Genomic DNA, 23,709 nt, shown 5'->3' with positions numbered 1-23,709 from the left:
TTCGAAAACCGGACATTTGAGACATAGCCAGACAGGCACCAAACGGACAGTCGTCACGGATGACGAACTGTCATGTCCGCTCAGCGGACACTCGGGTGTGATGAGCGCTATTCCGTTAATAGCGGCCCCGACAACTTGGAGTAGTTGAAAAAGTTCGCCCCCCTCTCCATGGGAAAGGGGGGCGAATCATTCCGGCCAATGGCCGTTCAGTGCGTCCGGATCACGCCTTCTTGGCGCGCGAGGCAGTGCGTCCGCGGTCCTTCTGGTCAAGGACGACCTTACGGATGCGAACCGTCTCCGGGGTCACCTCGATGCACTCGTCCTCGCGGCAGAACTCCAGCGACTGCTCCAGCGAGAGCTTGCGCGGCGGGACGATCGACTCGGCCACGTCGGCGGTCGAGGACCGCATGTTGGTGAGCTTCTTCTCCTTGGTGATGTTCACGTCCATGTCGTCGGAGCGCGAGTTCTCGCCGACGATCATGCCCTCGTACACCTCGGTGCCCGGCTCGCAGAAGAGCACGCCGCGCTCCTGGAGGTTGGTCATCGCGAAGGCGGTGACCACGCCGGCGCGGTCGGCGACCAGCGAGCCGTTGTTGCGGGTGGTCAGGGTGCCGAACCACGGCTCGTGGCCCTCGTGGATCGAGTGCGCGATGCCGGTGCCGCGGGTGTTGGTGAGGAACTCGGTCCGGAAGCCGATCAGGCCGCGGGACGGGACGACGAACTCCATCCGGACCCAGCCCGAGCCGTGGTTGGACATGTTGTCCATCCGGCCCTTGCGGATGCCCATGAGCTGGGTGACGGCACCCATGTGCTCCTCGGGCACGTCCACGGTGAGGCGCTCGACCGGCTCGTGGGTCTTGCCGTTGACCTCCTTGGTGACCACCTGCGGCTTGCCGACGGTCAGCTCGAAGCCCTCGCGGCGCATGGTCTCGATCAGGATGGCCAGCGCGAGCTCACCGCGGCCCTGCACCTCCCAGGCGTCCGGGCGCTCGGTGTCCAGCACGCGCAGCGAGACGTTGCCGATCAGCTCGCGGTCCAGGCGGTCCTTCACCTGGCGGGCGGTGACCTTGCGGTCCACCTTGGCGCCGGACTTGGCGTCCGCGCCCTTGCCGCTGCCGCCACGGCCGACCAGCGGCGAGGTGTTGGTGCCGATGGTCATCGAGATGGCCGGCTCGTCCACCGTGATCAGCGGCAGCGCGATCGGGTTCTCCGGGTCGGCCAGGGTCTCGCCGATCATGATGTCGGAGATGCCGGCGACGGCGCAGATGTCACCGGGGCCGGCCACCTCGGCCGGCTTGCGGGTGAGCGCCTCGGTCATCAGCAGCTCGGAGATGCGGACGTTCGAGATGCTGCCGTCGCGCTTGATCCAGGCCACGGTCTGGCCCTTGCGCAGCTCGCCCTGCTCGACGCGGAGCAGCGCGATGCGGCCGAGGAAGTTGTCGGCGTCCAGGTTGGTGACGTGGGCCTGGAGCGGGGCGTCCTCGTCGTAGCTGGGGGCCGGGACGTGCTCCAGCAGGGTGGAGAAGAACGGCTCCAGGTTGGTGCTGTCGGCCGGGACGGTGCCGTTCTCCGGCTTGGTCAGCGAGGCGACGCCGTCACGGGCGCAGGCGTAGACGATCGGGAACTCGATCTGGTCCTCGTCCGCGTCCAGGTCCAGGAACAGGTCGTAGGTCTCGTTGATGACCTCGTCGATCCGGGAGTCCGGACGGTCGGTCTTGTTGATGCAGAGGATGACGGGCAGACGGGCCGAGAGCGCCTTGCGGAGCACGAAGCGGGTCTGCGGCAGCGGGCCCTCGGAGGCGTCGACCAGCAGGACGACGGCGTCCACCATCGACAGACCGCGCTCGACCTCGCCACCGAAGTCGGCGTGGCCCGGGGTGTCGATGATGTTGATGGTGATCGGCGCGCCACCATCCTTGGGGTGGTACTTGACCGCGGTGTTCTTCGCGAGAATGGTGATGCCCTTCTCGCGCTCCAGGTCGTTGGAGTCCATCATCCGGTCGTCGAGCTGCTGGTGGGCGGCGAAGGCGCCGGCCTGCTTCAGCATGGCGTCGACCAGCGTGGTCTTGCCGTGGTCGACGTGGGCGACGATGGCGACGTTACGGATGTCGTTGCGCGTGGGCATGCCTAGCGGATTCTCCCGGAATCGTGGGTTGCGGCGCCCGGCTGCGTGACGCGCACTTGCGATCCCTGTCGATCGCCGCCGCCCGTTCCGCCTGCTACTACCGGTCCACCCGCCGGGCACATGGCCATGCCTCGGCTTCCTCCTATCGTACGGGGAAGCACCGAGGTGGGCAGAAACGAGCAGGTCGGGCGGGATCAAGATCACAGGTGGGTCACACGCCCGCCACCTCGCGGCCGGGTCCCGGCCCCCTTCCGTTCGTGATCCGACGACTCGGTACCCCGCTGCCCCGGATGCTCCGCGCCGGCGTCGGGGGCGGCCTCGTGGGACGGGACGGCTACCCGCTCCAGCCCACGTCCTGGAAGCGCGGCCACCCGAAGCCGTACGCGCCCGCGCCGACCACCCCGGTGCGGACCCCGACCAGCTCCGGCCGCTGATAGAGCGGCACCGAGTGCCCGAGCTGCCAGATCCGTACGTCCGCCTCCTGGAGCAGGTCCAGCCGGGCCGCCGGGTCGGGTTCGGCGGCGGCCCGGTCGAACAGCCGGTCGATCTCCTCGGTGCCGCCGCGGCCGAAGTTGCCGCCCGGGTCGGGCACCCCGTCGGGGTCCGGCCGGGGCTTGGCGTAGGCGGGGCGCTGTTCGCCCGCCGGGCTGGGGCCGACCGGCCAGGAGAAGAGCGCGAGGTCGTAGTCCCCGGCCGCCAGGTGCTGCCCGACGAAGGACTCGGCGGGCGCGGGCACCTGCCGCACCGCGATCCCGGACTCCGCGAGGCCGGCGGTGAGCGCGTCGGCGGTGCGCCTGGCCGTCGCCGAACCGGCCGGGACGAGCAGCGAGAGGTCGAGCGGCCTGCCGTCCTTGGTCCGGGCGCCACCGCCGGCGGGCCGCATCCAGCCCGCGTCGTCCAGCAGCCGGCCCGGGTCCCCCGGACCGGCCGCGCCGCTGTTGTCCCGGTAGCCCTCCTGGTCGCCCGCGAGCAGGTGGTTGCCCAGCGGCGCGGCGGGCAGGCCGAGCGGGGTGAGCGCGGCGTCGGCGACCCGCCGCCGGTCGACGGCCAGGGTGAGGGCGCGGCGCACCACCGGGTCGGTCAGCGGGCCGCGCGCCGTGTTGAGGGTGAGCTGGGTGAGCGAGGCCGCGGCGGCCCGGTGCACGGTGACGCCGGGCAGCGACTCGGCCCGCCGCAGCGCCAGTGCCGCCGCCTCGGGCGCGGCCGCGGGAGGCGGTGCGGCGGACCCGGAGGCGGTGGCGGAGGCCGAGGCGGTGGTGGAGGCGGAGGCCGGGGCCGAAGCGGTGGCGGCGGGGGTGGCCGGCACCGCCCGGTCCACCGCCGCGGTGAGCGGGGCGACGTCCAGCCGGCCCTGGCCCAGCGCGTCCAGCCGCTGGTCGGGCGGCACGGCGATGAAGTCGATCCGGTCGGCCTTCGGCCGGTCGCCCCACCAGAGCGGGCTGCGCGTCAGGCTGACCGTCCCGCCCTCGGCGTCGTACCGGGAGAGGGTGTACGGCCCCGCGCTCGGCCGACCGCCGGTCAGCGGCCGGCCGAAGGCGGCCGGGGTGGCCGTCTCGGCGGCCGGGTAGAGCGGCCCGAACAGCGAGCGCCACTCCGCGTACGGCCGCCGGAAGGTCACCCGCACCTCGTGCGGGTCGGCGCCCTGGACGACCGAGTCGACGGCGTCGTACCCGGCCGCCCTCCGGCCCCGGTAGGCCGGGTCCAGGCCGGACAGCGCGGTCCGCTGGGCGTCGAGGTCGGCGGCCGAGACCGGGGTGCCGTCGCTCCAGACGGCGCGCGGGTTGAGCCGGTAGGTCACCACCTGCGGCGACTGCCCGGGCGGGGTGGACTCGGCGCCCGCCAGGTAGTCCGGGTCGGGGACGAGCCGGCCGTGCTCGTCGGGCCGGAACAGCGAGGGGTACAGCGCGTGGGCGAGCAGCGCCGAGTCGGCGGTCGCCGCGCCCTGGTAGGCGTTCAGCGTGGCCGGGACGCCGTCCACCGCCCAGCGCAGCGTGCCGCCGTCCCGGACGGCGGTGCGGTCGGCGGGCCGGACGTCCCCGGTGGTGGCGGTGGGCTCGGCCGGGACGGGCGCGGGGGCCGGCGTACGGGCGGGCCCCGGGTCGCCGGAGCAGCCGCCGAGGCCGGCGGCGAGCAGCAGCGCGGCGGCTGCGGTGGTGAGCTGGCGGACGCGCATGGCGGCCATCGAACGCCGCCCCGGGCGCCGGGCCCGGGCCGACACGGCGGGCCGCCGGGCGACTGCACCCGTCCGGCCCACCGCTCCGGGCGGTCCAGGGGGGTCCTTCGGGTTCCAGCCGGGCCCGCGGGACCGTACGACCCGCCCTACAGCGCCAGCTCGAACCAGACGATCTTGCCCTTGGGGGTGCGCCGGCTGCCCCAGCGCTCCGCCAGCAGGCTGACCAGCTGCAGGCCGCGCCCGCCCTCGTCGGTCTCCTGGGCGCGCCGCTGCCGGGGCTGCGCGTAGCCGTCGTCCCAGACCTCGCAGACCAGGCTGCGCTCGCGCAGCAGCCGCAGCCGGATCTCGCCCCGCCCGTGCTTGAGCGCGTTGGTGACCAGCTCGCTGACCAGCAGCTCGGTGGTGTCGACCAGCTCCTCCAGCCCCCGGGAGAGCAGCCAGCTGCACGCCAGCTCGCGGGCCTTGGCCACCGAGGTGGGCTCGGGCGGCAGGAACCAGTTGCCGACGGCGTCGTCGGGGAAGGCGTGCACCTTGGCCATCAGCAGGGCGATGTCGTCCTCGCCGTGGTGCGGGTTGAGCTCGCCGAGCACGTGGTCGCAGAGGTCCTCCAGCCCCTTGCCCTGGTCGGAGAGCGCGGAGCGGAAGGCCCGCAGGCCCTCGTCCAGCTGGTGCTTGCGGCTCTCCACCAGGCCGTCGGTGTAGAGGGCGAGCACGGCGCCGTCCGGGAGGTCGATCTCGACCTCCTCGAAGGGCTCGCCGCCGACGCCGAGCGGCAGCCCGGGCGGCACGTCGAGCATCCGGGAGCCCTCGCCGGGGCTGAGCAGCACGGGCGGCAGGTGGCCGGCGTTGGCGAAGATGCAGCGCCGGGTGACGGCGTCGTAGACCGCGTAGACGCAGGTGGCCAGGTAGACCTCGCGGGCCTCCTCGTCGGCCGTCGAGGTGAGGCGGCCGTACGGGGTGGGCGGGCCGGCCGGCACCGAGTCGTCGCCGAGGCCGCGGGCGATCTCGTCCAGGGCGCCGAGCACCTCGGCGGGGTCGAGGTCGAGCATCGCCAGGGTGCGGACGGCGGTGCGCAGCTGGCCCATCGCGACGGCGGCGCGCAGACCGCGGCCCATCACGTCGCCGATGACCAGCGCGGTGCGGTTGCCGGGCAGCGGGATGACGTCGAACCAGTCGCCGCCGACCTCGGTGTTGTTGTTGCTGGGCAGGTAGCGGCAGGCGATCTCCAGGCCGCTGGCGGCCGGGTTGCCCGGGGGCAGCAGGCTGCGCTGGAGGATCAGCGCCCGCTCGTGCTCGCGCCGGTACAGCCGGGCGTTGTCGATGCAGACGGCGGCGCGGGCGACGAGTTCCTCGGCGATCGCCACGTCGCGGGCGTCGAAGGGCTCGCTGCCGATCGCCCGGGAGAGCTGGACGAGGCCGAGCACCTGGTCGCGGGCGACCAGCGGGACGATCAGGGTGGAGCGCAGCAGCGGGTCGGGCCCCGGCTCGGGGACGACGCTCCGGCCGGTGCGCAGCGCCCGGGCGTGCGGGGAGCGGCGCGGGTAGCAGAGGGTGCCGCCGGCCTCGGCGATCGGCAGGCCGGTGACCGAGCCGAGCACCGAGGAGGCGCCGCCGACCACGCTGGAGACGGCGACCCGGCGCAGTTCGCCGCTGCCGTCGGTGAGCACGGTGTCGCCGAGCCGGCCGGCGCTGGGCACCGTCTCGCCGGAGAGCAGGGCGGTGTAGAGGTCGACGGTGGCGAGGTCGCAGAACGGCGGGACGACGACGTCCAGCAGTTCCTTGGCGGTGGTCTCCAGGTCCAGCGTGGAGCCGATGTGGGCGCTGGCCTCGTTGAGCAGGGCCAGGTTGCGGCGCACGCCGTCGGCCTCGCGCTCGGCGACGTGCCGGCTGGTGACGTCGGAGACCTGCCCGGCCACGCCCATGGTCTGCCCGGCGGAGCCGTTCAGGCGGTACAGCGAGACGGCCCAGAGCCGGTTGCCCTCGCGGGTCGGGACGGCGCCGTGGAAGCGGAGGTCGAAGACGGGCTCGCCGGTGGCCAGGACCTTGCGCAGGGCGGCGCTGAGCCGGTCGGCCTCGGACGGCGGGAAGAGGTCGTGCGGGGTGAGGCCCTCCAGGTCGGTGGGGACCAGGCCCATGCCGGAGGCGAAGGCGTCGTTGACCCGCTGCAGCCGCAGCCGGTGGTCGAACAGCACGAAGCCGGTGGGCGTCTGCCCGAAGACGGCCTCGGAGGCGGCCAGGTCGGTCTCGATCCGGCGCAGCCGCCCGAGGTCGACGGCCAGACAGGTGGCGCCCGCGGTGGGCAGGGCGCTGTCGGGCATCAGGTAGAGCTCGGCGAGCCCCTCGCCGCCGGCGGCGTCCCGGTACGGGGTGGTGCCGACCCACTCCTCGCCCGCCAGGGTGCGCTCCAGCCGGACCCGGCCGCGCTGCCAGAGCTCGCGGGGGACGAAGGTGGTGATCGGGTCGGAGCCCACGGCTTCGGCGGCCGGGACGCCGAAGAACTCGGCGGCGCGCTCGCTCCACTGGCTGATCCGCCCGTCGGGGCCGATCGCGAAGGTGGCGACCCGGATGTAGTCGTAGATCGAGCCCGGGTCGCCGCCGCCCCACGCCCGGTCCTCGGGGACGGGGCGGTGGCCGCGGCCGGTGACCGCGCCGTCCGCCGCGGGCAGGTGCGCGGAACCGGCCTGCCCGGGTACGGCGGCATGACCGCGGCTGCTCGGCGACGCGCTCCGCGCCGGAGTGCTGTTCAACGGACCGACCCCTCCAACCCGCGACCGTCCGGATGTCGAGAAGACCGAGTATTCATCATCGAGGGGTGCGTTCACACGCCCTCAACATCACAACATCAGATCGGGCGAAGGTTTTTGTCCTACCGCCCGCGCAACCACAATGCCACGCTCGCGCCCCCTTCCGGAGCGCGCGCTCCCCCTGAGCGCCCGATGGCATATGCGGCACCGCTCCCCTGCTGTTCGCTCCGCTCACGATCCGTCGGACTCATTACCCGGCAGCGCCTGCTCGAACCAGACCACCTTGCCGATGCCCTCGGCCCGGGCGCCCCAGCGCAGCGCCAGCCGGTGGACCAGTTCCAGTCCGCGCCCGCCCTCGTCGGCCTCGGCCGCGTGCCGCTCCCGGGGCGGGTCGGGCAGCGGGTCGGAGATCTCGACCAGCAGCGTCTCACCGAGCGTCAGCCGCACCCCGATGGGGGCGCTGGCGTACCGGACGGCGTTCGTGACCAGCTCACTGACCAGCAGCTCGGCGGTGTCGGTGAGCTCCTCGACACCCCACTCGACGAGCGTGGCGCGGACCAGTCGGCGGGCCCGGGAGACGGCGGTGGGCTCGGCCGGCAGCGTCCAGCCCGCCGTCGGGGTGCCGGCCTGGCCGTGGCCGAGCCGGGCCAGCAGCAGCGCGACGTCGTCCGGCTCCCGGCCCTGTTCCATGGTGTCCAGCACCGCCTCGCAGGCGGCCTGGATCGAGGCGTGCGGCTCCTGGAGCACGGTGACCAGCCGGCCGAGGCCGACGTCCAGGTCCTTGTCCCGGGACTCGACCAGGCCGTCGGTGCACAGCGCCAGCAGGCTGCCCTCGGGGATCTTCAGTTCGACCGATTCGAACGGGACTCCGCCCACGCCGAGCGGGGCGCCGGAGGGCAGGTCGAGGATGCGGCCGGCGCCGCCGGGCAGCGGGCCGCCGGTGCGGGTCGGCTCGCCGGCGTCCCCGCCCGGCACCACCAGCACCGGCGGGATGTGCCCGGCCTTGGCGACGGTGAGCCGGGCCGTCGCCGGGTCGAAGACCGCGTAGACGCAGGTCGCCAGCAGCGCCTCGTCCGGGCCCTGGGCGAGGTCGTCGGCCAGCTCGTGGACGTGCCGCAGCAGGACGTCCGGCGGCAGGTCGAGGGCGGCCAGCACCCGGACGGCGGTGCGCAGCCGCCCCATGGTGGCGGCGGCCCGCAGGCCGTGGCCCATCACGTCGCCGACCACCAGCGCGGTGCGGTCGCCGGGCAGCGGGATGACGTCGAACCAGTCGCCGCCGACCTCGGTGCCGCTGCTGCCGGGCACGTACCGGTAGGCGACCTCGACGCCGGTGGGCTGCGGGACCTGCTGCGGGAGCAGGGTGCGCTGGAGGGTGAGCGCGGCGGTGCGCTCGCGGGCGTAGAGGCGGGCGTTGTCCAGCGAGCTTCCGGCCCGGTCGGCCAGCTCGACGGTGAAGGCGAGGTCGTCCCGGTCGAAGCCCTCGCGGTAGCCGGCCCGGCTGACCAGCAGCAGGCCGATCACGATGCCGCGGGCGCGCAGCGGCACGACCAGCATCGAGTGCACGCCGAGGTCCCGGGCGGCCTGCATCTTCGGGTCACCGGGGTAGGTGACGTCCTCCAGCTGCTCGGCGCCGGAGAGCAGCTCGGGCACGCCGGTGCGCAGCACCCGGCCGCAGACCGAGTCCTCGGCGAAGGTGATCCGGGCGCCGCGGCGGAGCATCACGTCCACCTCGGGGCCGTCCTGGACGGAGGCGGTGCCGAGCTGGAGCAGCGAGGTGCGCCGGTCGTGGCCGTGCCGGGGCAGGTCGTCACCGTGCGCGACGGCCTGGAGCAGGACCACCGCCGAGTGGTCGGTCAGCCGGGGGACGACCGAGCCGGCCAGCTCCTGGGCGATCCGGGAGGCGTCCAGCAGGTCGCCGACCCGGGAGCCGAACTCGTTGAGCAGCGAGAGCCGGCGCCGGGCGTGCTCGACCTTGGCGACCGCCCGGTAGCGCTCGGTCACGTCCATCACGGTGCCGGAGATGCCGAGGACCCGGCCGGAGCGGTCGGTCATCCGGCTGTAGGAGATCGAGCGGTAGCCGGCCCGGGTGGTGACCGGGGAGGCCAGGGTGACGTCGATGACCGGCTCGCCGGTGGCCAGCACCTGGCGCTGGATGGCGGTGATCTCGTCGGCGGCCCGCTCCGGCAGGGTCTCCCCGGTGGTGCGGCCGACGTGGTCGTCCGGGGCGACGCCGTTCATCTCGGCCAGCGTCCGGTTGACGGCGGTGTAGCGCAGGTCGGTGTCCAGGATGGCGATGCCCAGCGGGGACTGCTCGAACAGCGCGTCGCGCACCGCGAGGTCCCGCTCGACGGCCCGGACGGCGGCCGCCTCGGCCATGTTGACCTGGAGGAAAGGGGTGCCGTCGCCGTCCACCAGGAGGGAGATCCGGGCGTCCACGGCGACCGGCAGGCCGTCCCGGTCGCGCAGCTCGGTGTGGCCGGCCCAGCGGCCCTGCCGCAGGGTGTCCTGGATCGCGGCCCGGATCCGGGTGACCTGCTCCCGGTCGGGGATCAGCTCGTCGATCCGGCGGCCGACCAGCAGCTCGTTCGGCCAGCCGAGCAGTTCCTCGGCGGCCGGGCTCCACAGCACCACCCGGCCCGCGGTGTCCAGGATCGCGATGGCGACCTTGAGCATGTCCAGCAGGCTGCCCTCGGCGGGCGTGCCCTGGCCGCCCTGGACGTCGGCGGGCCCGCCGGGGAACGGCCGGGCGGGGCGGCCGCGCAGGCCGGACCGGGTGCCCGGGTCGGCCACCGCCAGGGTGGGCGCCGGATGGTCGGGCCGCACGGTGTCGGGGGCCTCGACGGTGCCGCCGCGACGACGGCCGGCCGGCGGCTGGGGGGCGGCCGGACGGGCGGCGCGGCGCAGTCGGGCGCGGGCGGCGGCGCTCCCCGCGGAACCTGCCCGCCGCTCTTCCCCGCCACCGTTCCCGGTACTCGACACCGACGGGGCCTCCGGCTCTGGTCGGGATCGGCGTCGCCGGCTGGGGACGGCTCACCGATGGTGACGAATACTGCCGAAAAGTGACATACCCAGCAGCACCCAGGCTATCCCGGCCCCTGGGTCGTCTTGTCCGATTGACCTACCCGGCGGACGGCGCGTCGCCGGCCGTCGGCACGCCGTCCGGGGTTCCTGTCGAGGCGTCCGTCCGGGCCCGGCACGGGTGGCCGAGCGGGGCGCCTGACCGGGTGTCCGGGCGGGCGTCCGCTGGGGTGTGCGGTCGGGTGTGCGGTCGGGCGTGCGGTCAGGCGTCTGCTCAGGCCTCCGCTCGGGTGCCCGTGAGCAGGCGGGCGACGTGCGGCAGCACGTCACGGTCGTGGTCGATCCAGTCCACGGTGTCCAGCTCGTCCGGGCCCAGCCAGCGCAGCGCGTCGTGGTCCTCGAGCGCGCGCGGCTCGCCGGCCAGCAGTTCCGCGGCCCAGAAGCGCAGCTCCAGGCCGGGGCGCACGGCCCACGCGCCCGGCAGCCGGGTCAGCGCGCGCGCCCGGACGCCCAGCTCCTCCAGCAGCTCCCGCTCCAGCGCCTGCTCCTCGGTCTCACCGGGCTCGGCCTTCCCGCCGGGGAACTCCCACCGGCCGGCCACCGACTCGGGCGCGCTGCGCCGGGCGGCGAGCACCCGGCCACCGCGGACCAGCGCGCCGCCGACCACGATCCGGGGGGTGGCGGGGGTCTCGGGTGCGGCGGGGGTCGCGGGGAGGGCGGGGCTGCCGGGTGTCCCGGGCGTGGGGTGGCTGGCGTGGGTCGCGTCCATGGCCCCGACCCTACGACCTGTCGCAGGGCGGCTCAGGCGTTGCGGAGCGTTCCGTCCGCCGCCTCCGGCCGGGCCTCCCCGTCCGCCTCGACCCAGTACATCTGCTTGTGGCCGCGGGCCTCGAACTCGGCGGCCAGCCGCCGGGCCCCGGCCCGGTCGAGGTCCTTGGCGACCAGGAAGCGGTTGCCGTTGTCGTCCTGCCGCATCACCCGGTAGGTGCCCATGGCGGGAGCGTACCGGGGGCTGCCGCGGGCCGTCCCGATCCCGGCCCGTTCCGGCCCGTTCCGGCCCGTGCCCGTTCAAGGGACCGGCCGGGCCGGTCCCCGGCTCGCGTGGGGGTCGGGCCGGGGACGTGCCCACGACCGTACGGCCGACGGGTTACCGGCAGGTACGGGCGCGGTCAACGGCCGGTAACCGCCGGGCGCGGCCGCTCAGACCCGCAGGTCGGGCGCCTGCTCGCCGGTGGACAGGCCCAGCCCCCGGCGGATCTCCAGGTTCGTCGGCGCCGTCTTGGCCACCAGCGCCCTGGCCCGGCGGACGTCGCCCGCCACGTCGGTGCCGACGGCCGCGGCGTCCCAGGCGGCGGCGGCCTGGGACTGGGCGTCGACCAGCTTGGCGATGTTCGGCTGGACGTCGGCCGGCCAGGGCACCGACAGCCCGCCCAGCACCGCCGCCTCGGTCCGGGAGGCCACGGCCACCCGCCGGGCCCACGCCCGGTGCTCGGTCTCGGCCCCGGCGGGGTCGCCCTCCGGCGGGTCCCGGTAGACGTCGTTGAAGTCGCGGACGGCCTCCAGGTAGGCCAGCTGGGGCGCGGTCAGGCGGCTCCGGTCGGTGCGGACCGTCCCCTGGTGCCGGTCGTCGCGGTCCTCGAAGGCGCAGGTGACGGACCGCGCGCCGGACTCCCAGTTCCTCGCGGTCGGGTAGAGGTAGACGTCGTCCATGCCGTCCGGGACGACCCACTGGTCGAGCGCGTAGCCGTCCAGCACCTTGCGGCACAGCCGGCCGGCCGACTCACGGGCCTCGCTCTCGCCCGGGTAGAGGCCGTTGCCGCTCGGGATCTCGGCGCTGCCCGCCACCTCGCCGTGGTGCGGCTGGGCGCAGGCCACCCGGTGCACCCAGTACACCGTCACGTCGCCGTCCGCGTCCGCCGTCGAACCGCCCTCGGGGGAGTCGTAGCAGTCGCCGGCCCTGAGGTCGGACCAGTGCACCGAACCGGCCGGCGCCTTCGGGGCCTGGCCGAAGCGGCCGGCCCGCGGTGAGCTGAAGTCGGCCGCGCCGAGCAGGAGGGCCAGCAGCACCGTGCCGATCGTGCCGAGCACCAGGCCGGTCACCGCCATGCCGGAGCCGCGCTCCTTGCGGCGCTTGATCTGGACCAGCGCGAGGATGCCGAACACCAGGGCCACCGGGGCGACCAGGAGCAGCCCGGTGACCAGGGAGCCGACGGCGAAGCCGTTGGTGGGAGCGGGACCGGGGAGGTACCCGGGGAAGGGGGCGGCGGCCGGGCCCTGGCCGGGGCCCGTGCCCGGGACCGGGGCGTAGGGGTGGGCGGGCTGGAAGCCGGACTGGGCGGCGGGGGTGACGGAGGCCCAGCCGCCGGCGGGCAGCGGGTGCGGGGGCTGGGGCGGGGCGGCCGACGGCGGGACGGCGGCGGACGGGGCCGGGGCGGGCGGGACCGGGGCCGCGGACGGGCCGGCGGAGAAGTCGGGTGCGGCCCAGGGGTCGGCGGGGGCGGACTGCTCGGGTTCGGGTTCCGGCTCCGGCGCGGCTGCGGCGGGCTCGGCGGGCTCGGCGGGGCTCGGAGCGGGTTCGGCGGCGTCCTTGCGGAAGTCCACCCGGGGGTCCTGACCGGCCGTCGGCGCCTGCGCCGGATCCGTGACCGCGTCGGCGCCCGCGTCCGCGTCCGTACCCGTGTCCGCGCCGGTCCCCGAGACCGCGCCGGCCCCCGTGGCCGCGGGCGACTCCGGGCCCGGGACGGGCGGCTCGGACTCAGGCTTGGACACGTGGACTCCCCCAACCCGCCGGAACGGGCGTCGGCTCGGCGCTCGGCATCATGGCTCGGACCCGAACGGGCCCGATCTGAACGGTCGCGCGACTTTACCCGATCTTTCCGAACGCCTGCCCGTCCTCCCGGCCCGCCGTCCGCCGGCGCCCCTCGGCTCGCCGACCGCCGCCCGGTCGGCTCGGCCGGCTCGGCCGGCTCAGCCCCGGGCCAGGACCTCACCGTGCAGCATCGAGAACCAGCCGTCCCCGGCGGAGCTCCACTCCCGCCAGCCGTCCGCGATCAGGCCCAGCTCGTCCCGGTCCGCGAAGCCCAGCCCGACCGCCGTCCGGCCCAGCGCGGTGCCCGTCACCCGGTCCGCCCACATCCCGCCCCACCAGGCGCGCTGCTCGGGCGTCGCGTACGTCCAGGTGGAGGCGCCGGCGGTGACGTCGGTGAAGCCGGCCGCGCGGGCCCAGGACAGCAGCCGCCGGCCGGCGTCCGGCTCACCGCCGTTGGCGCGGGCGGTCCGTCGGTACAGCTCCAGCCACCGGTCCAGCGCTGGCACCTCGGGGAACCAGGTCATCGAGGCGTAGTCGACGTCGCGCACCGCGACCACGCCGCCCGGCGCCGTCACCCGCCGCAGCTCGCGCAGCGCGGCCACCGGGTCGGCCACGTGCTGGAGCACCTGGTGGGCGTGCACCACGTCGAACTCGCCGTCCCGGTACGGCAGTCGGTGCACGTCGGCATGCTGGACGACGACATTGGTCAGGCCCAGCCCGGCGATGTGTCCGGCGGCCCGCTCCAGCACCTCGGCGGAGGTGTCCACCGCGACCACCCGCCCCTGCGGGCCGACCAGCCCGGCCAGGTCCGCGGTGATCGTGCCGGGCCCGCAGCCGACGTCCAACAGGGCCTGTCCGGGCCGCAGTTCGGGCAGCAGGTAGCCGGCCGAGTCGGCGGCGGTGCGGGAGCGGTGCGAGCGCAGTACGGCCTCCTGGTGGCCGTGGGTGTAGACGGCGGCGGGCTGCGGTCCGGTCATGGGGTCCCCCTGGGCGTGGCGACTGGCTGCGGTCGGCCGCGGCGCTCCACGGCGCCTCCGACGCTACTCTTCGTCCCGCATCCCGAGAAGATATGTCTCATATTCCGATCACCAGGGGACCGGACCGCACCCCGCCGCCGTACCGTGGAGGCGCCCCCGACAGAACGGTCCCGCCCGATGCCCGGCCCGCGCCCCTACGTCCTGCTGAGCGCCGCCGTCTCCCTCGACGGCCACCTCGACGACGCCTCCCCCGACCGGCTGCTGCTCTCCAACGCCGCCGACTTCGACCGGGTCGACGAGGAGCGCGCGGCCGCCGACGCGATCCTGGTCGGCGGCAACACCCTGCGCGCCGACAACCCGCGACTGCTGGTCAACGACCCCGGGCGCCGGGCCGCCCGCCTGGCGTCCGGCCGGCCCGAGCACCCGCTGAAGGTGACGCTCTCCGCGAGCGGTGCACTCGGCGCCGACCTGCGGTTCTGGCACACCGGCGGCGCCCGGCTCGCCTACACCACGGACGCCGGAGCCGCGGTGCTGCGCCCCCGGCTGGAGGGGCTGGCCGAAGTGGTCGCGCTGGGCGGCGCGGTGGACCTCGGCGCGGTGCTGGACGACCTGGGCGCCCGCGGGGTGCGGCGACTGATGGTCGAGGGCGGCGGCGGCGTGCACACCCAGTTCCTGGCGCAGGGCCTCGCGGACGAGCTCCAGCTGGCCGTCGCCCCGCTGCTGGTCGGCCAGGCCGAGGCGCCCCGGTTCGTCCGCCCGGCCGCGTTCCCGGGCGGCCCGGCCCGGCGGATGCGGCTGCTGGAGGCACGTACCGTGGGCGACGTCGTCCTGCTCAGGTACGCCCCCAAGGAGCCCGCGCCGTGACCCAGCCCGCGTCCACCGACCTCGACCACCTGCGCCGAGCCGTCGAACTCTCCCGCCGGTGCCCGCCGTCCGAGACGGCCTTCTCGGTCGGCGCGGTGATCGTCGGCGCCGACGGCACGGTGCTGGCGGAGGGCTACAGCCGGGAGACGGACCCGCACGACCACGCCGAGGAGGCGGCCCTGGCCAAGCTCCCGGCGGGTGACCCGCGGCTGCGCGGCGCGACCGTCTACAGCTCGCTGGAGCCCTGTGGACAGCGCGCCTCGCGGCCGGTGCCGTGCGCCCGGCTGCTCGTCGCGGCGGGCGTGCCGCGGGTGGTGGTCGCCTGGCGCGAGCCGGACCTGTTCGTCACCGACTGCCAGGGCACCGCACTGCTGGCGGCGGCCGGGGTCGAGGTGGTGGAGCTGCCGGAGCTGGCCGAGGAGGCCCGCGCGGTCAACGCCCACCTGCTCGGACTCGCGTGACGTTTTGTACCATTCAGGAACAAATGCTGTTCACCCCTTGAGGAGCCGTCCCATGCCCGCCGCCCCCGTCCGGCTGACCGCCCGAGCCGTCCTCCTGGACATGGACGGCACCCTGGTCGACTCCGACGCCGTGGTCGAGCGCTGCTTCGGCCGCTGGGCCGAGCGGCACGGCCTGGACCCGGCCGAGGTGCTCGCCGTCGCGCACGGCCGCCAGGGCCACGCGACCATGGCCCACTTCCTGCCGGACCGCCCGATGGAGCTCAACCTGGCCGACAACGAGCGGATGCTCGCCGAGGAGCGCGCCGACACCGAGGGCGTCGTGCCGGTGCCCGGCGCCGGCGCCTTCCTCGCCTCGCTGTCCGGCCACCCGCACGCCCTGGTCACCTCCGCCGACCAGCCGCTCGCCCGGGTCCGGATGGCCGCCGCCGGGCTGCCGCTGCCGCCCGTCCTGGTCACCGCCGAGTCCGTCGGTGCCAGCAAGCCCGACCCCGAGGGCTTCCTCAAGGGTGCCGCCGCCCTCGGCTTCGCCCCCGCCGACTGCCTCGCCTTCGAGGACTCCGCCGCCGGCATCGCCGCCGCCAGGGCCGCCGGCACCCGCGTCGTCGGCATCGGCCCGCGCGCCCTCCCCCACCACCCCGACGCCCACGCCGCCACCCTCACCGCCGTCACCGTCACCGCCGCCCCCGACGGCCTCCTCACCGTCACCATCGGCTGAGCCCTCACACGACACCGATCCGGCGCCCCGGGCAGGCCGGACGACAGCGAAGGGGCCGGACCCCGTGTCGGGAGTCCGGCCCCTTCGAACCGTGCACGGTGACCGGTCACACGTTGAAGCGGAACTCCACGACGTCGCCGTCCTGCATGACGTACTCCTTGCCCTCGATGCGGGCCTTGCCCTTGGCGCGGGCGTCGGCGATGGAGCCGGTCTCGACCAGGTCGGCGAAGGAGATCACCTCGGCCTTGATGAAGCCCTTCTGGAAGTCGGTGTGGATGACTCCGGCGGCCTCGGGGGCGGTGGCGCCCTTCTTGATGGTCCAGGCGCGGGCTTCCTTGGGGCCGGCCGTCAGGTACGTCTGGAGGCCGAGGGTGTCGAAGCCGACCCGGGCGAGGGTGGCGAGGCCGGGCTCCTCCTGGCCCATGGACTGGAGGAGCTCCAGGGCCTCGGCGTCGTCCAGCTCGATCAGCTCGGACTCGATCTTGGCGTTCAGGAAGATCGCCTCGGCCGGGGCGACCAGCTCGCGCTGGGCCTTCTTGAAGTCCTCGTCGGCCAGCTCGTCCTCGTCCACGTTGAAGACGTAGAGGAAGGGCTTGGCGGTCAGCAGGTGGAGGTCGCGGATCGGGGCGGTGTCGAAGCCGGCCTCGAAGAGGGTCTTGCCGGTCTCCAGGATCGCCTGCGCGGCCTCGGCGGCGGCCAGCACGGCGGCGGTCTCCTTCTTGAGGCGCGCCTCCTTCTGGAGCCGCGGCAGGACCTTCTCGATGGTCTGGAGGTCGGCCAGGATCAGCTCGGTGTGGATGGTCTCGATGTCGTCCTTGGGCGACACCTTGCCGTCCACGTGCACCACGTCCGGGTCGGTGAAGGCGCGCACGACCTGGCAGATCGCGTCCGACTCGCGGATGTTGGCGAGGAACTTGTTGCCCAGGCCCTCGCCCTCGCTGGCGCCGCGCACGATGCCGGCGATGTCGACGAAGTCGACGGTCGCCGGGAGGATGCGCTGGGAGCCGAAGATCTCGGCCAGCTTCGCCAGCCGCTCGTCCGGGACGCCGACCACGCCGACGTTCGGCTCGATCGTGGCGAACGGGTAGTTGGCCGCCAGCACGTCGTTCTTGGTCAGGGCGTTGAACAGGGTCGACTTGCCGACGTTCGGCAGGCCGACGATTCCGATCGTGAGCGACATGAAGCGCAGTCCCGTGGGCTTGGAGGAGTTGGGTCGGCACCGTACGGGCCGACCCCCAAGTCTACGGGCAGCCCCCGCACTGCCTCACTCCTCGGTCGCCGCCGCCCGGGGCTCCAGGAACTCCAGCCGGTTGCCCAGGCTGTCGTCGGCGTAGAAGCGCCGGTGACCGGGCAGGTTGTCGTCCCAGGTCACCTGGTGGCCGTGCGCGGTGAGGCGGTCGGCCAGCGCGTCCAGCGAGCGGACCAGGATGCCCGGGTGCCCCTTGCGGGACGGACGGAAGTCCGGGGTCACGCCCAGGTGCACCTCGACCCCGCCGCCGCGGAACCAGCAGCCGCCGCGGGCGGCCAGCACCGGCGGCTTCGCCAGCTCGGTCATCCCGAGCACGCCGGACCAGAAGGCCCGGCACTCGTCCTCGGCTCCGGCCGGGATGTCGAGCTGGACGTGATCGAGCCGTTCGAACGTGAAATCGGTCATGCTGCTCCCCCGTGAAGAGACCCGTGAACGGATCCGGTGATCGTCGTGCGTCGGCGCGACCGCGCAGGTCAGCCGACCTGAGTGACGATCACATGACTACTCCACCCGGAGACACGGGACAAGACCTGAACGGTCCATTACACAGTGTGGCGATGATCGGACCGTACGTTGGGCGGGTGGAGCACAGCATCCGTACTCAGCCGCCAGGGCCCAGACGCCGTCCGCCGACCCGCGCGGCGGCAGCCGCCGTCCCCGGTCCGGGCCGGGCCCCCGGGGCCGCCGGCGCCCCCTCCGGGGCCGTCCCCGCCTCCCGGCTGCGCCCGGTGGCCGGCCCGTCCGGCGCCCCCCGCCCGACCGGCCCCCGGCTGCGGCTGCGCCTCCCCCTGCGCGGGCGCGGCGACGAGCAGCTGTACGGGCGGCGGCGCACCGGCCGGCCGACCCGGCTGACGGCCGTCGGCACAGGGGTGGCCGCCGTCCTGGCGACGCTCGCGGTGGCCGGCGTGGACCGGCTGCTGTTCGACGGCCTGGGCTGGCTGTTCGGCCTCGGCTACCTGGTGGTCTGCTTCCAGCTGGCCGTCCGGGTGCGCTACGCGGACCTGCTGGCCGCACCGATCAGCGGCCCGATCGCCTTCGCCGTCGCGCTGCTGCTGCTCGAACCGGTGAACTCCCCGGGTGTCACCGCCCAGGTGGTCTCGCTGGCGACCGGGCTGGCGCTGCGGGCCGGCTGGCTGTTCTCCGGCACCGGGCTGGCGGCGCTGATCGTGCTCGCCCGGTTCGTCGCCCAGCGCCGGATCCACCGCACGCGCTGACGTCGGACCCGCTGACGGCGGACCCGCTGGGGCCGTACCCGTCGGCACCCCGCCCGCCGGCACCCCGCCCGCCGGGCGAAGCCGTTCCGGCGAGGCGCCGCCCGACCAGGCCGCCGGCCCGTCGGCGGACGCCCCTCAGACCTCCGCCCTGGCCGCCGCCATGGCGGCTCCGACGATGCCCGCGTCGTTGCGCAGCTCCGCCGGGACGATCCGCGCCGCGCGGTCCTTCAGCAGCGGCAGGAACTTCTCGTGCTTGCGGCTGACCCCGCCGCCGATCACGATCAGCCGCGGCGAGAACAGCGTCTCGACCACGTCCAGGTACTCGTCGACCCGCCCGGCCCACTGCTCCCAGTCCAGCCCGTGCCGCTCCTTGGCGGCCGAGGAGGCCCGGCGCTCGGCGTCCTTGCCGCGCACCTCCAGGTGGCCCAGCTCGGTGTTGGGCACCAGCACGCCGTCCACGAACAGGGCGCTGCCGATGCCGGTGCCGAAGGTGAGCACCAGGACCACGCCCGGCTCGCCCCGCCCGGCGCCGTGCGTCAGCTCGGCCAGCCCGGCCGCGTCCGCGTCGTTCAGGACGGTCGCGGGCATCCCCAGCGCCTGGCGGAAGAGGCCGGCCGCGTCCAGGCCGATCCAGCCCTTGTCCACGTTGGCCGCCGTCCTGGTGCGGCCGTCGACCACCACGCCGGGGAAGGTCAGCCCGACCGGGCCCTGGTGGTCGAAGTGGCGGATCACCTCGCAGACGGCGGCGACCACGGCCTCGGGGGAGGACGGCTGCGGGGTGAGCACCTTGTGGCGCTCCTGGGCGAGCGCGCCCCGGGCGAGGTCGACGGGCGCGCCCTTGATCCCCGAGCCGCCGATGTCCACGCCGAATACCGCCGTCATCCCGTCCACCCTCCGCCGTCGGCCGCGGGACCGGCTCCGGACCGTCCGCGGCCGGTGAATCGTCCACAGCCTGTGCACAAAACTACGAGAGCGCGCCCGGGCGCGCACAGCAGGACACCGAACCGCGGGAAATCGCGCAGCCGGAGGGCGTGCAGCGGGAAAGCGCACAGCGGGAACCCGCGCACCCCCGGGAAGCAGCACCGGCGGCCGCACGGCGGAGCGGCAGGCCGCCGCCGCAGCGGAAAGGGCCGGCACCCCCGACGGGGTACCGGCCCTTCCGGGTCGGGTCAGAGCTTGCCCGCCGCCTCGGCGCGCAGGTCGCGGCGCAGCTCCTTGGGCAGCGAGAAGATCAGGTGCTCCTCGGCGGTCTTGACCGTCTCGACCGTGTCGTAACCGCGCGCGGCCAGGAACTCCAGCACGCCGTCGACCAGGATCTCCGGCACCGAGGCGCCGCTGGTCAGGCCGACCGTGGTGACGCCCTCCAGCCACTCCTCGCGGATCTCCTCGGCGAAGTCCACCAGGTGGGCGGCCTTGGCGCCGTACTCCAGGCCGACCTCGACCAGGCGGACGGAGTTGGAGGAGTTCTTGGAACCGACCACGATCAGCAGGTCGGCCTCCGGGGCCAGCTGCTTGACGGCGACCTGGCGGTTCTGGGTGGCGTAGCAGATGTCGTCGCTGGGCGGGCTGACCAGCGCCGGGAAGCGGTTCTTCAGCTCGCCGACGGTGGCCATGGTCTCGTCCACCGACAGGGTGGTCTGGGACAGCCAGACGACCTTGGACTCGTCCCGCACCCGCACGTTGGCGACGTCCTCGGCACCGTCCACCAGGTGGATCCGGTCCGGGGCCTCGCCCATGGTGCCGATGACCTCCTCGTGGCCCTCGTGGCCCACCAGCAGGATGTCGAAGCCCTCGTCGGCGAACCGCACGGCCTCCTTGTGCACCTTGGTGACCAGCGGGCAGGTCGCGTCGACGGTGGCGAGCTTGCCGGCCCGCGCCTCGTCGTGGACGGACGGGGCGACGCCGTGCGCGGAGAAGACGACGATCGAGCCCTCGGGCACCTCCTCCGTCTCGTCGACGAAGATCGCGCCCTTCTTCTCCAGGGTCTGCACCACGTACTTGTTGTGGACGATCTGCTTGCGGACGTAGATGGGCGCCCCGTACTGCTCCAGGGCCTTCTCCACGGCGATCACGGCGCGGTCGACTCCCGCGCAGTAGCCCCGGGGGGCGGCGAGCAGGACACGGCGCTGCGCGGTGTTGGACATGGCTCCATCGTACGGGCGGCCGCGACCGGCGCTCGCCTTCCCTGTCCCCGGCGGGAAGCCGCGCCGACGCCGGACACCTTCCGTGCAGATCCGGTCAATTGCGCTCAAAATACGGTGTCTATGAGCTCTGTGAGCGAGCGGGTGACGCCGAGCGGCCTGCGCCGCAGCCTGGGTGTCCGCGATCTGATGGTCTACGGACTGCTGTTCATCGCCCCGATGGCCCCGGTCGGCGTGTTCGGCGTGCTGGACGCCAAGAGCCACGGCGCCGTCGCCACGGTCTACCTGGCCGCGACGGTGGCGATGGGCTTCACCGCCGTCTCGTACACCCAGATGGTGCGCGCGGTGCCGCAGACCGGCTCGGTGTTCGCGTACGCACGGGCCGGGCTGGGCGAGGGGCCGGGCTTCATCGCCGGCTGGATGGCGATGCTCGACTACCTGCTGATCCCCGCGGTGGCCTACCTGTTCTCCGGGATCGCGCTGAACTCGCTGGTGCCGGACGTCTCGCGGTGGGTCTGGACGGCGCTCGCGGTGGTGGTGACCACCGCCCTCAACCTGGTCGGGGTGCGGACGGCGGCGGTGGTCGGCTTCGCGGTGCTCGCGATGGAGATCGCGGTGCTGGCGGTGTTCGTGGCCGCGGCCGTGGTGGCGCTGGCCCAGCACGGCGCCCGGCGCGGCTGGGACACCCCGTTCACCGCCGTCGGCGACTTCTCGCTGGCCGCGGTGGTCTCGGCGGTGTCCGTCGCGGTGCTCTCCTACCTGGGCTTCGACGCGATCGCCACCTTCGTGGAGGAGGCGGTCGGCGCCTCGGCGGCGGTGGCCCGGGCGGTGCTCTGGTGCCTGGCGCTGGCCGGGGTGCTGTTCGTCGCCCAGACCTACCTGGCGGCGCTGCTGGAGCCGACCGGCCCGCAGCAGCTGGCCGCCGACCCGGCGGCGCAGGGCTCGGCCTTCTACGACACCGTGGAGAGCGGCGTCGGGCACTGGCTGCACGTGCTGGTGGCGGCCAGCAAGGCGATCGGCGCCGCCTTCGCGGCCTTGGCCGGGCAGGCCGCGGCCGGACGGCTGGTCTTCGCGATGGCCCGGGACGGTCGGCTGCCGCGCCTGCTCGGCACGGTCGATCCGGCCAGCGCGGTGCCGCGCCGGGCGCTGCTGGCGGCCGCGGTGATCACGATGGCGGCGGCGGTCTGGGCGGCCGAGCGGGACGACGGGCTGGACCAGCTCACCTCGGTGGTGAACGTCGGCGCGCTGACCGCCTTCGCGCTGCTGCACGCCTCGGTGGTCGGCTGGTACGCGGTGCGGCACGGCTCGCGGCGGTGGCTCCCGCACGTGGTCGTGCCGGTGCTGGGGATCGCGGTGATCGGGGCGGTGGTGTCCGAGGCCTCGACCACCGCGCAGATCGTCGGGCTGGTCTGGCTGGCGGCCGGCCTGGTCGTGCTCGCCGTCCAGGGTGCCGCCGGCCGGGGCGGCCCCCGCGGCGGTCCCGGCGGGGCCGACGGGCGCCGGCGGCCGTGACCCGGACGGCGGGACGGCCTGCGGGACGGCAGGCGGGCCGGCGGGCCCCGGCGGACGCGACCGGGGTCGGCGGTCTCGGCCGTGTCGGCCCGCGCCGCTAGCCTCGTACGCATGGCCAACACCAGCTCCCCCGAAGCGCCGCTCCCGGTCGGCAAGGTCTCCGCGCTGATCGGCGGCTGGATCGACCGGCTCGGCGCGGTCTGGGTGGAGGGGCAGATCACCCAGCTCAGCCGCCGCCCCGGGGCGGGCGTGGTGTTCCTGACCCTGCGCGACCCGCAGGCCGACGTGTCGCTCACCGTGACCTGCTTCCGCTCGGTGTTCGACCAGGTCGCGGACGTGGTGCAGGAGGGCGCGCGGGTCGTCGTGCACGCCAAGCCGGAGTGGTACGCGGCGCGCGGCCAGCTGTCGATGCGCGCCTCGGAGATCCGCCCGGTGGGGCTCGGCGAGCTGCTGGCCCGGCTGGAGCAGCTGAAGCGGCGGCTCGCCGGGGAGGGCCTGTTCGCGGCCGAGCGCAAGAAGCCGCTGCCGTTCCTGCCGCAGTGTGTGGGGCTGGTCACCGGGCGCGGCTCGGCGGCCGAGCGGGACGTCCTGGAGAACGCCCGGCGGCGCTGGCCGGCCGTCCGCTTCGAGGTGCGCAACGTCCCGGTGCAGGGGGTCAGCGCGGTGGAGCGGGTGAGCGCGGCCGTGCGGGAGCTGGACGAGCACCCCGAGGTGGACGTGATCGTGGTGGCCCGCGGCGGCGGCAGCGTGGAGGACCTGCTGCCGTTCTCGGACGAGGGCCTGGTGCGGCTGGTCGCGGCCGCCCGTACGCCGGTGGTGAGCGCGATCGGGCACGAGCCGGACCAGCCGCTGCTGGACTTCGTGGCCGACCTGCGCGCCTCCACCCCGACCGACGCGGCCAAACGGGTGGTTCCGGACGTCGGCGAGGAGCTGGCCAAGGTCCGCCAGCTGCGCGACCGCGCCCGGCGGCACGTGCTGTCCCGGGTCGAGCGCGAGCAGCACGGGCTGGACGGGGTGCGCAGCCGCCCGGCGCTGGCCGCCCCGCACCGGATGCTGGACGGGCGCGGGCAGGAGGTGGACGGCCTGCTGGAGCGGGCCCGGCGCACCCTGCGGCACCGGCTGGACCACGCGCAGAGCGACCTCGGGCACACCCTGGCCCGGGTGGTGGCGCTCTCCCCCGCGGCCACCCTGGAGCGCGGCTACGCGGTGCTCCAGCGGGCGGACGGCACGGTGGTGACCGACCCGGCGCAGGCCGCGCCCGGCGAGGGGCTGCACGCCCGGGTGGCGGGCGGCGGCTTCGACGTCACCGTGGCGCCCGGGTAGTCCCCGCCGACCGGGGCTGGGGCGTGTCGGTCCGAGCCCCTACGCTGGCACGCATGGCAGAGCAGCAGGAGCAGCAGGACGCGGCGGCAGCGGCGGCGCCGAACCCGGACGACGCGCTGGGCTACGAGCACGCCCGGGACGCGCTGCTGGACGTCGTCCGGCAGCTGGAGAACGGCGGGACGTCGCTGGAGGAGTCGCTGGCGCTGTGGGAGCGCGGCGAGCAGCTGGCGAAGGTGTGCCAGCGCTGGCTGGACGGCGCCCGGGCCCGGCTGGACGCCGCGCTGGCCGCCGAGGAGGGCGCGGCCCCGGGCGGGGAGTGAGGCAGGTCACAAACACTTGGGGAATCGTTGAATATTCACCTATGTTGGACGGAGTGACCGGCTG

17 protein-coding genes and 1 pseudogene are annotated in these 23,709 nt (G+C 74.9%); 6 read left to right on the top strand and 12 right to left on the bottom strand.

All coding sequences use genetic code 11. The annotated features are described in order from the left end of the window. Positions 1-220: 220 nt before the first annotated feature. From typA to ACIQI7_RS26310, 8 genes are all read right to left on the bottom strand, one after another. Positions 221-2,125, bottom strand: a complete 1,905-nt coding sequence (gene typA, locus ACIQI7_RS26345; protein ID WP_401114021.1) for a translational GTPase TypA — start codon at positions 2,123-2,125, stop codon at positions 221-223. A gap of 334 nt (positions 2,126-2,459) precedes the next feature. After that, positions 2,460-4,298 carry an ABC transporter family substrate-binding protein gene (locus ACIQI7_RS26340; RefSeq protein ID WP_401114018.1) on the bottom strand — a complete coding sequence of 613 codons (1,839 nt, stop codon included), beginning with the start codon at positions 4,296-4,298 and terminating at the stop codon, positions 2,460-2,462. A 146-nt stretch (positions 4,299-4,444) separates the two neighbouring features. Next, positions 4,445-7,045, bottom strand: coding sequence for a SpoIIE family protein phosphatase (locus tag ACIQI7_RS26335; RefSeq protein ID WP_401114016.1), 2,601 nt, complete (start codon positions 7,043-7,045; stop codon positions 4,445-4,447). 228 nt (positions 7,046-7,273) lie between these two features. Continuing rightward, positions 7,274-10,021 carry a SpoIIE family protein phosphatase gene (locus ACIQI7_RS26330; RefSeq protein ID WP_401114013.1) on the bottom strand — a complete coding sequence of 916 codons (2,748 nt, stop codon included), beginning with the start codon at positions 10,019-10,021 and terminating at the stop codon, positions 7,274-7,276. Positions 10,022-10,334: 313 nt separating this feature from the next. Continuing rightward, the gene (locus ACIQI7_RS26325) at positions 10,335-10,829 is read right to left on the bottom strand and encodes an NUDIX domain-containing protein (protein ID WP_401114010.1); all 495 of its coding nucleotides are present in this window, start codon (positions 10,827-10,829) and stop codon (positions 10,335-10,337) included. 32 nt (positions 10,830-10,861) lie between these two features. Next, entirely contained in the window at positions 10,862-11,053 is a 192-nt protein-coding gene (locus ACIQI7_RS26320; RefSeq protein WP_401114007.1) for an SPOR domain-containing protein, read from the bottom strand. Between the two features lie 207 nt (positions 11,054-11,260). Further along, complete coding sequence (locus ACIQI7_RS26315) at positions 11,261-12,829, bottom strand: DUF4190 domain-containing protein (protein ID WP_401114004.1); 1,569 nt, start codon at positions 12,827-12,829, stop codon at positions 11,261-11,263. 198 nt (positions 12,830-13,027) lie between these two features. Beyond that, positions 13,028-13,846, bottom strand: a complete 819-nt coding sequence (locus tag ACIQI7_RS26310) for a methyltransferase domain-containing protein (RefSeq protein WP_401114001.1) — start codon at positions 13,844-13,846, stop codon at positions 13,028-13,030. A gap of 177 nt (positions 13,847-14,023) precedes the next feature. Between ACIQI7_RS26310 and ACIQI7_RS26305 the strand changes: the two are divergent. Beyond that, a pseudogene (locus ACIQI7_RS26305) lies at positions 14,024-15,171 on the top strand (dihydrofolate reductase family protein). Between the two features lie 52 nt (positions 15,172-15,223). Continuing rightward, entirely contained in the window at positions 15,224-15,886 is a 663-nt protein-coding gene (locus ACIQI7_RS26300; RefSeq protein ID WP_401113999.1) for an HAD-IA family hydrolase, read from the top strand. 106 nt (positions 15,887-15,992) lie between these two features. Here ACIQI7_RS26300 and ychF read toward each other — a convergent pair whose 3' ends face one another. Both ychF and ACIQI7_RS26290 read right to left on the bottom strand, forming a co-directional pair. Next, the gene (gene ychF, locus ACIQI7_RS26295; RefSeq protein WP_401113996.1) at positions 15,993-17,066 is read right to left on the bottom strand and encodes a redox-regulated ATPase YchF; all 1,074 of its coding nucleotides are present in this window, start codon (positions 17,064-17,066) and stop codon (positions 15,993-15,995) included. Between the two features lie 84 nt (positions 17,067-17,150). After that, on the bottom strand, positions 17,151-17,540 hold the full coding sequence (locus ACIQI7_RS26290; RefSeq protein ID WP_401113993.1) for a VOC family protein: 390 nt from the start codon (positions 17,538-17,540) through the stop codon (positions 17,151-17,153). Between the two features lie 176 nt (positions 17,541-17,716). On the opposite strand from ACIQI7_RS26290, the gene ACIQI7_RS26285 reads away from it, so the two are divergent. Continuing rightward, the gene (locus ACIQI7_RS26285; protein ID WP_401113990.1) at positions 17,717-18,349 is read left to right on the top strand and encodes a DUF6542 domain-containing protein; all 633 of its coding nucleotides are present in this window, start codon (positions 17,717-17,719) and stop codon (positions 18,347-18,349) included. Positions 18,350-18,484: 135 nt separating this feature from the next. Here the strand turns inward: ACIQI7_RS26285 and ppgK are convergent, their stop codons facing one another. Both ppgK and ACIQI7_RS26275 read right to left on the bottom strand, forming a co-directional pair. After that, positions 18,485-19,231, bottom strand: coding sequence for a polyphosphate--glucose phosphotransferase (gene ppgK, locus ACIQI7_RS26280; protein ID WP_401113988.1), 747 nt, complete (start codon positions 19,229-19,231; stop codon positions 18,485-18,487). A gap of 287 nt (positions 19,232-19,518) precedes the next feature. Continuing rightward, positions 19,519-20,493 carry a 4-hydroxy-3-methylbut-2-enyl diphosphate reductase gene (locus tag ACIQI7_RS26275; protein ID WP_401113985.1) on the bottom strand — a complete coding sequence of 325 codons (975 nt, stop codon included), beginning with the start codon at positions 20,491-20,493 and terminating at the stop codon, positions 19,519-19,521. 120 nt (positions 20,494-20,613) lie between these two features. Between ACIQI7_RS26275 and ACIQI7_RS26270 the strand changes: the two genes are divergently transcribed. The 3 genes from ACIQI7_RS26270 to ACIQI7_RS26260 all read left to right on the top strand — a co-directional run bounded on the left by ACIQI7_RS26270 (position 20,614) and on the right by ACIQI7_RS26260 (position 23,645). Next, the gene (locus ACIQI7_RS26270; protein WP_401113982.1) at positions 20,614-22,002 is read left to right on the top strand and encodes an APC family permease; all 1,389 of its coding nucleotides are present in this window, start codon (positions 20,614-20,616) and stop codon (positions 22,000-22,002) included. Positions 22,003-22,113: 111 nt separating this feature from the next. Then, positions 22,114-23,325: an exodeoxyribonuclease VII large subunit gene (xseA, locus tag ACIQI7_RS26265; protein ID WP_401113979.1), complete on the top strand. Its 1,212-nt coding sequence runs from the start codon at positions 22,114-22,116 to the stop codon at positions 23,323-23,325. Positions 23,326-23,378: 53 nt separating this feature from the next. Then, the gene (locus ACIQI7_RS26260; RefSeq protein WP_387749757.1) at positions 23,379-23,645 is read left to right on the top strand and encodes an exodeoxyribonuclease VII small subunit; all 267 of its coding nucleotides are present in this window, start codon (positions 23,379-23,381) and stop codon (positions 23,643-23,645) included. Positions 23,646-23,709: the final 64 nt, after the last annotated feature.

This window comes from Kitasatospora sp. NPDC092039 (assembly GCF_044756065.1).
In the GTDB taxonomy this organism is placed as follows: Bacteria; Actinomycetota; Actinomycetes; order Streptomycetales; family Streptomycetaceae; genus Kitasatospora.
The sequence above is the reverse complement of the archived record's forward strand: the minus strand, read 5'-3'. Positions and strand labels throughout refer to the sequence as shown.

Excerpts from the sequence above, each read along its gene's own strand:
- ychF (WP_401113996.1), bottom strand. The coding sequence starts at position 17,066 with ATGTCGCTCACGATCGGAATCGTCGGCCTGCCGAACGTCGGCAAGTCG.
- ACIQI7_RS26340 (WP_401114018.1), bottom strand. The coding sequence starts at position 4,298 with ATGCGCGTCCGCCAGCTCACCACCGCAGCCGCCGCGCTGCTGCTCGCC.
- ACIQI7_RS26310 (WP_401114001.1), bottom strand. The coding sequence starts at position 13,846 with ATGACCGGACCGCAGCCCGCCGCCGTCTACACCCACGGCCACCAGGAG.
- ACIQI7_RS26325 (WP_401114010.1), bottom strand. The coding sequence starts at position 10,829 with ATGGACGCGACCCACGCCAGCCACCCCACGCCCGGGACACCCGGCAGC.
- ACIQI7_RS26300 (WP_401113999.1), top strand. The coding sequence starts at position 15,224 with ATGCCCGCCGCCCCCGTCCGGCTGACCGCCCGAGCCGTCCTCCTGGAC.
- ppgK (WP_401113988.1), bottom strand. The coding sequence starts at position 19,231 with ATGACGGCGGTATTCGGCGTGGACATCGGCGGCTCGGGGATCAAGGGC.
- ACIQI7_RS26275 (WP_401113985.1), bottom strand. The coding sequence starts at position 20,493 with ATGTCCAACACCGCGCAGCGCCGTGTCCTGCTCGCCGCCCCCCGGGGC.
- xseA (WP_401113979.1), top strand. The coding sequence starts at position 22,114 with ATGGCCAACACCAGCTCCCCCGAAGCGCCGCTCCCGGTCGGCAAGGTC.
- ACIQI7_RS26320 (WP_401114007.1), bottom strand. The coding sequence starts at position 11,053 with ATGGGCACCTACCGGGTGATGCGGCAGGACGACAACGGCAACCGCTTC.
- ACIQI7_RS26290 (WP_401113993.1), bottom strand. The coding sequence starts at position 17,540 with ATGACCGATTTCACGTTCGAACGGCTCGATCACGTCCAGCTCGACATC.
- ACIQI7_RS26270 (WP_401113982.1), top strand. The coding sequence starts at position 20,614 with ATGAGCTCTGTGAGCGAGCGGGTGACGCCGAGCGGCCTGCGCCGCAGC.
- ACIQI7_RS26260 (WP_387749757.1), top strand. The coding sequence starts at position 23,379 with ATGGCAGAGCAGCAGGAGCAGCAGGACGCGGCGGCAGCGGCGGCGCCG.
- typA (WP_401114021.1), bottom strand. The coding sequence starts at position 2,125 with ATGCCCACGCGCAACGACATCCGTAACGTCGCCATCGTCGCCCACGTC.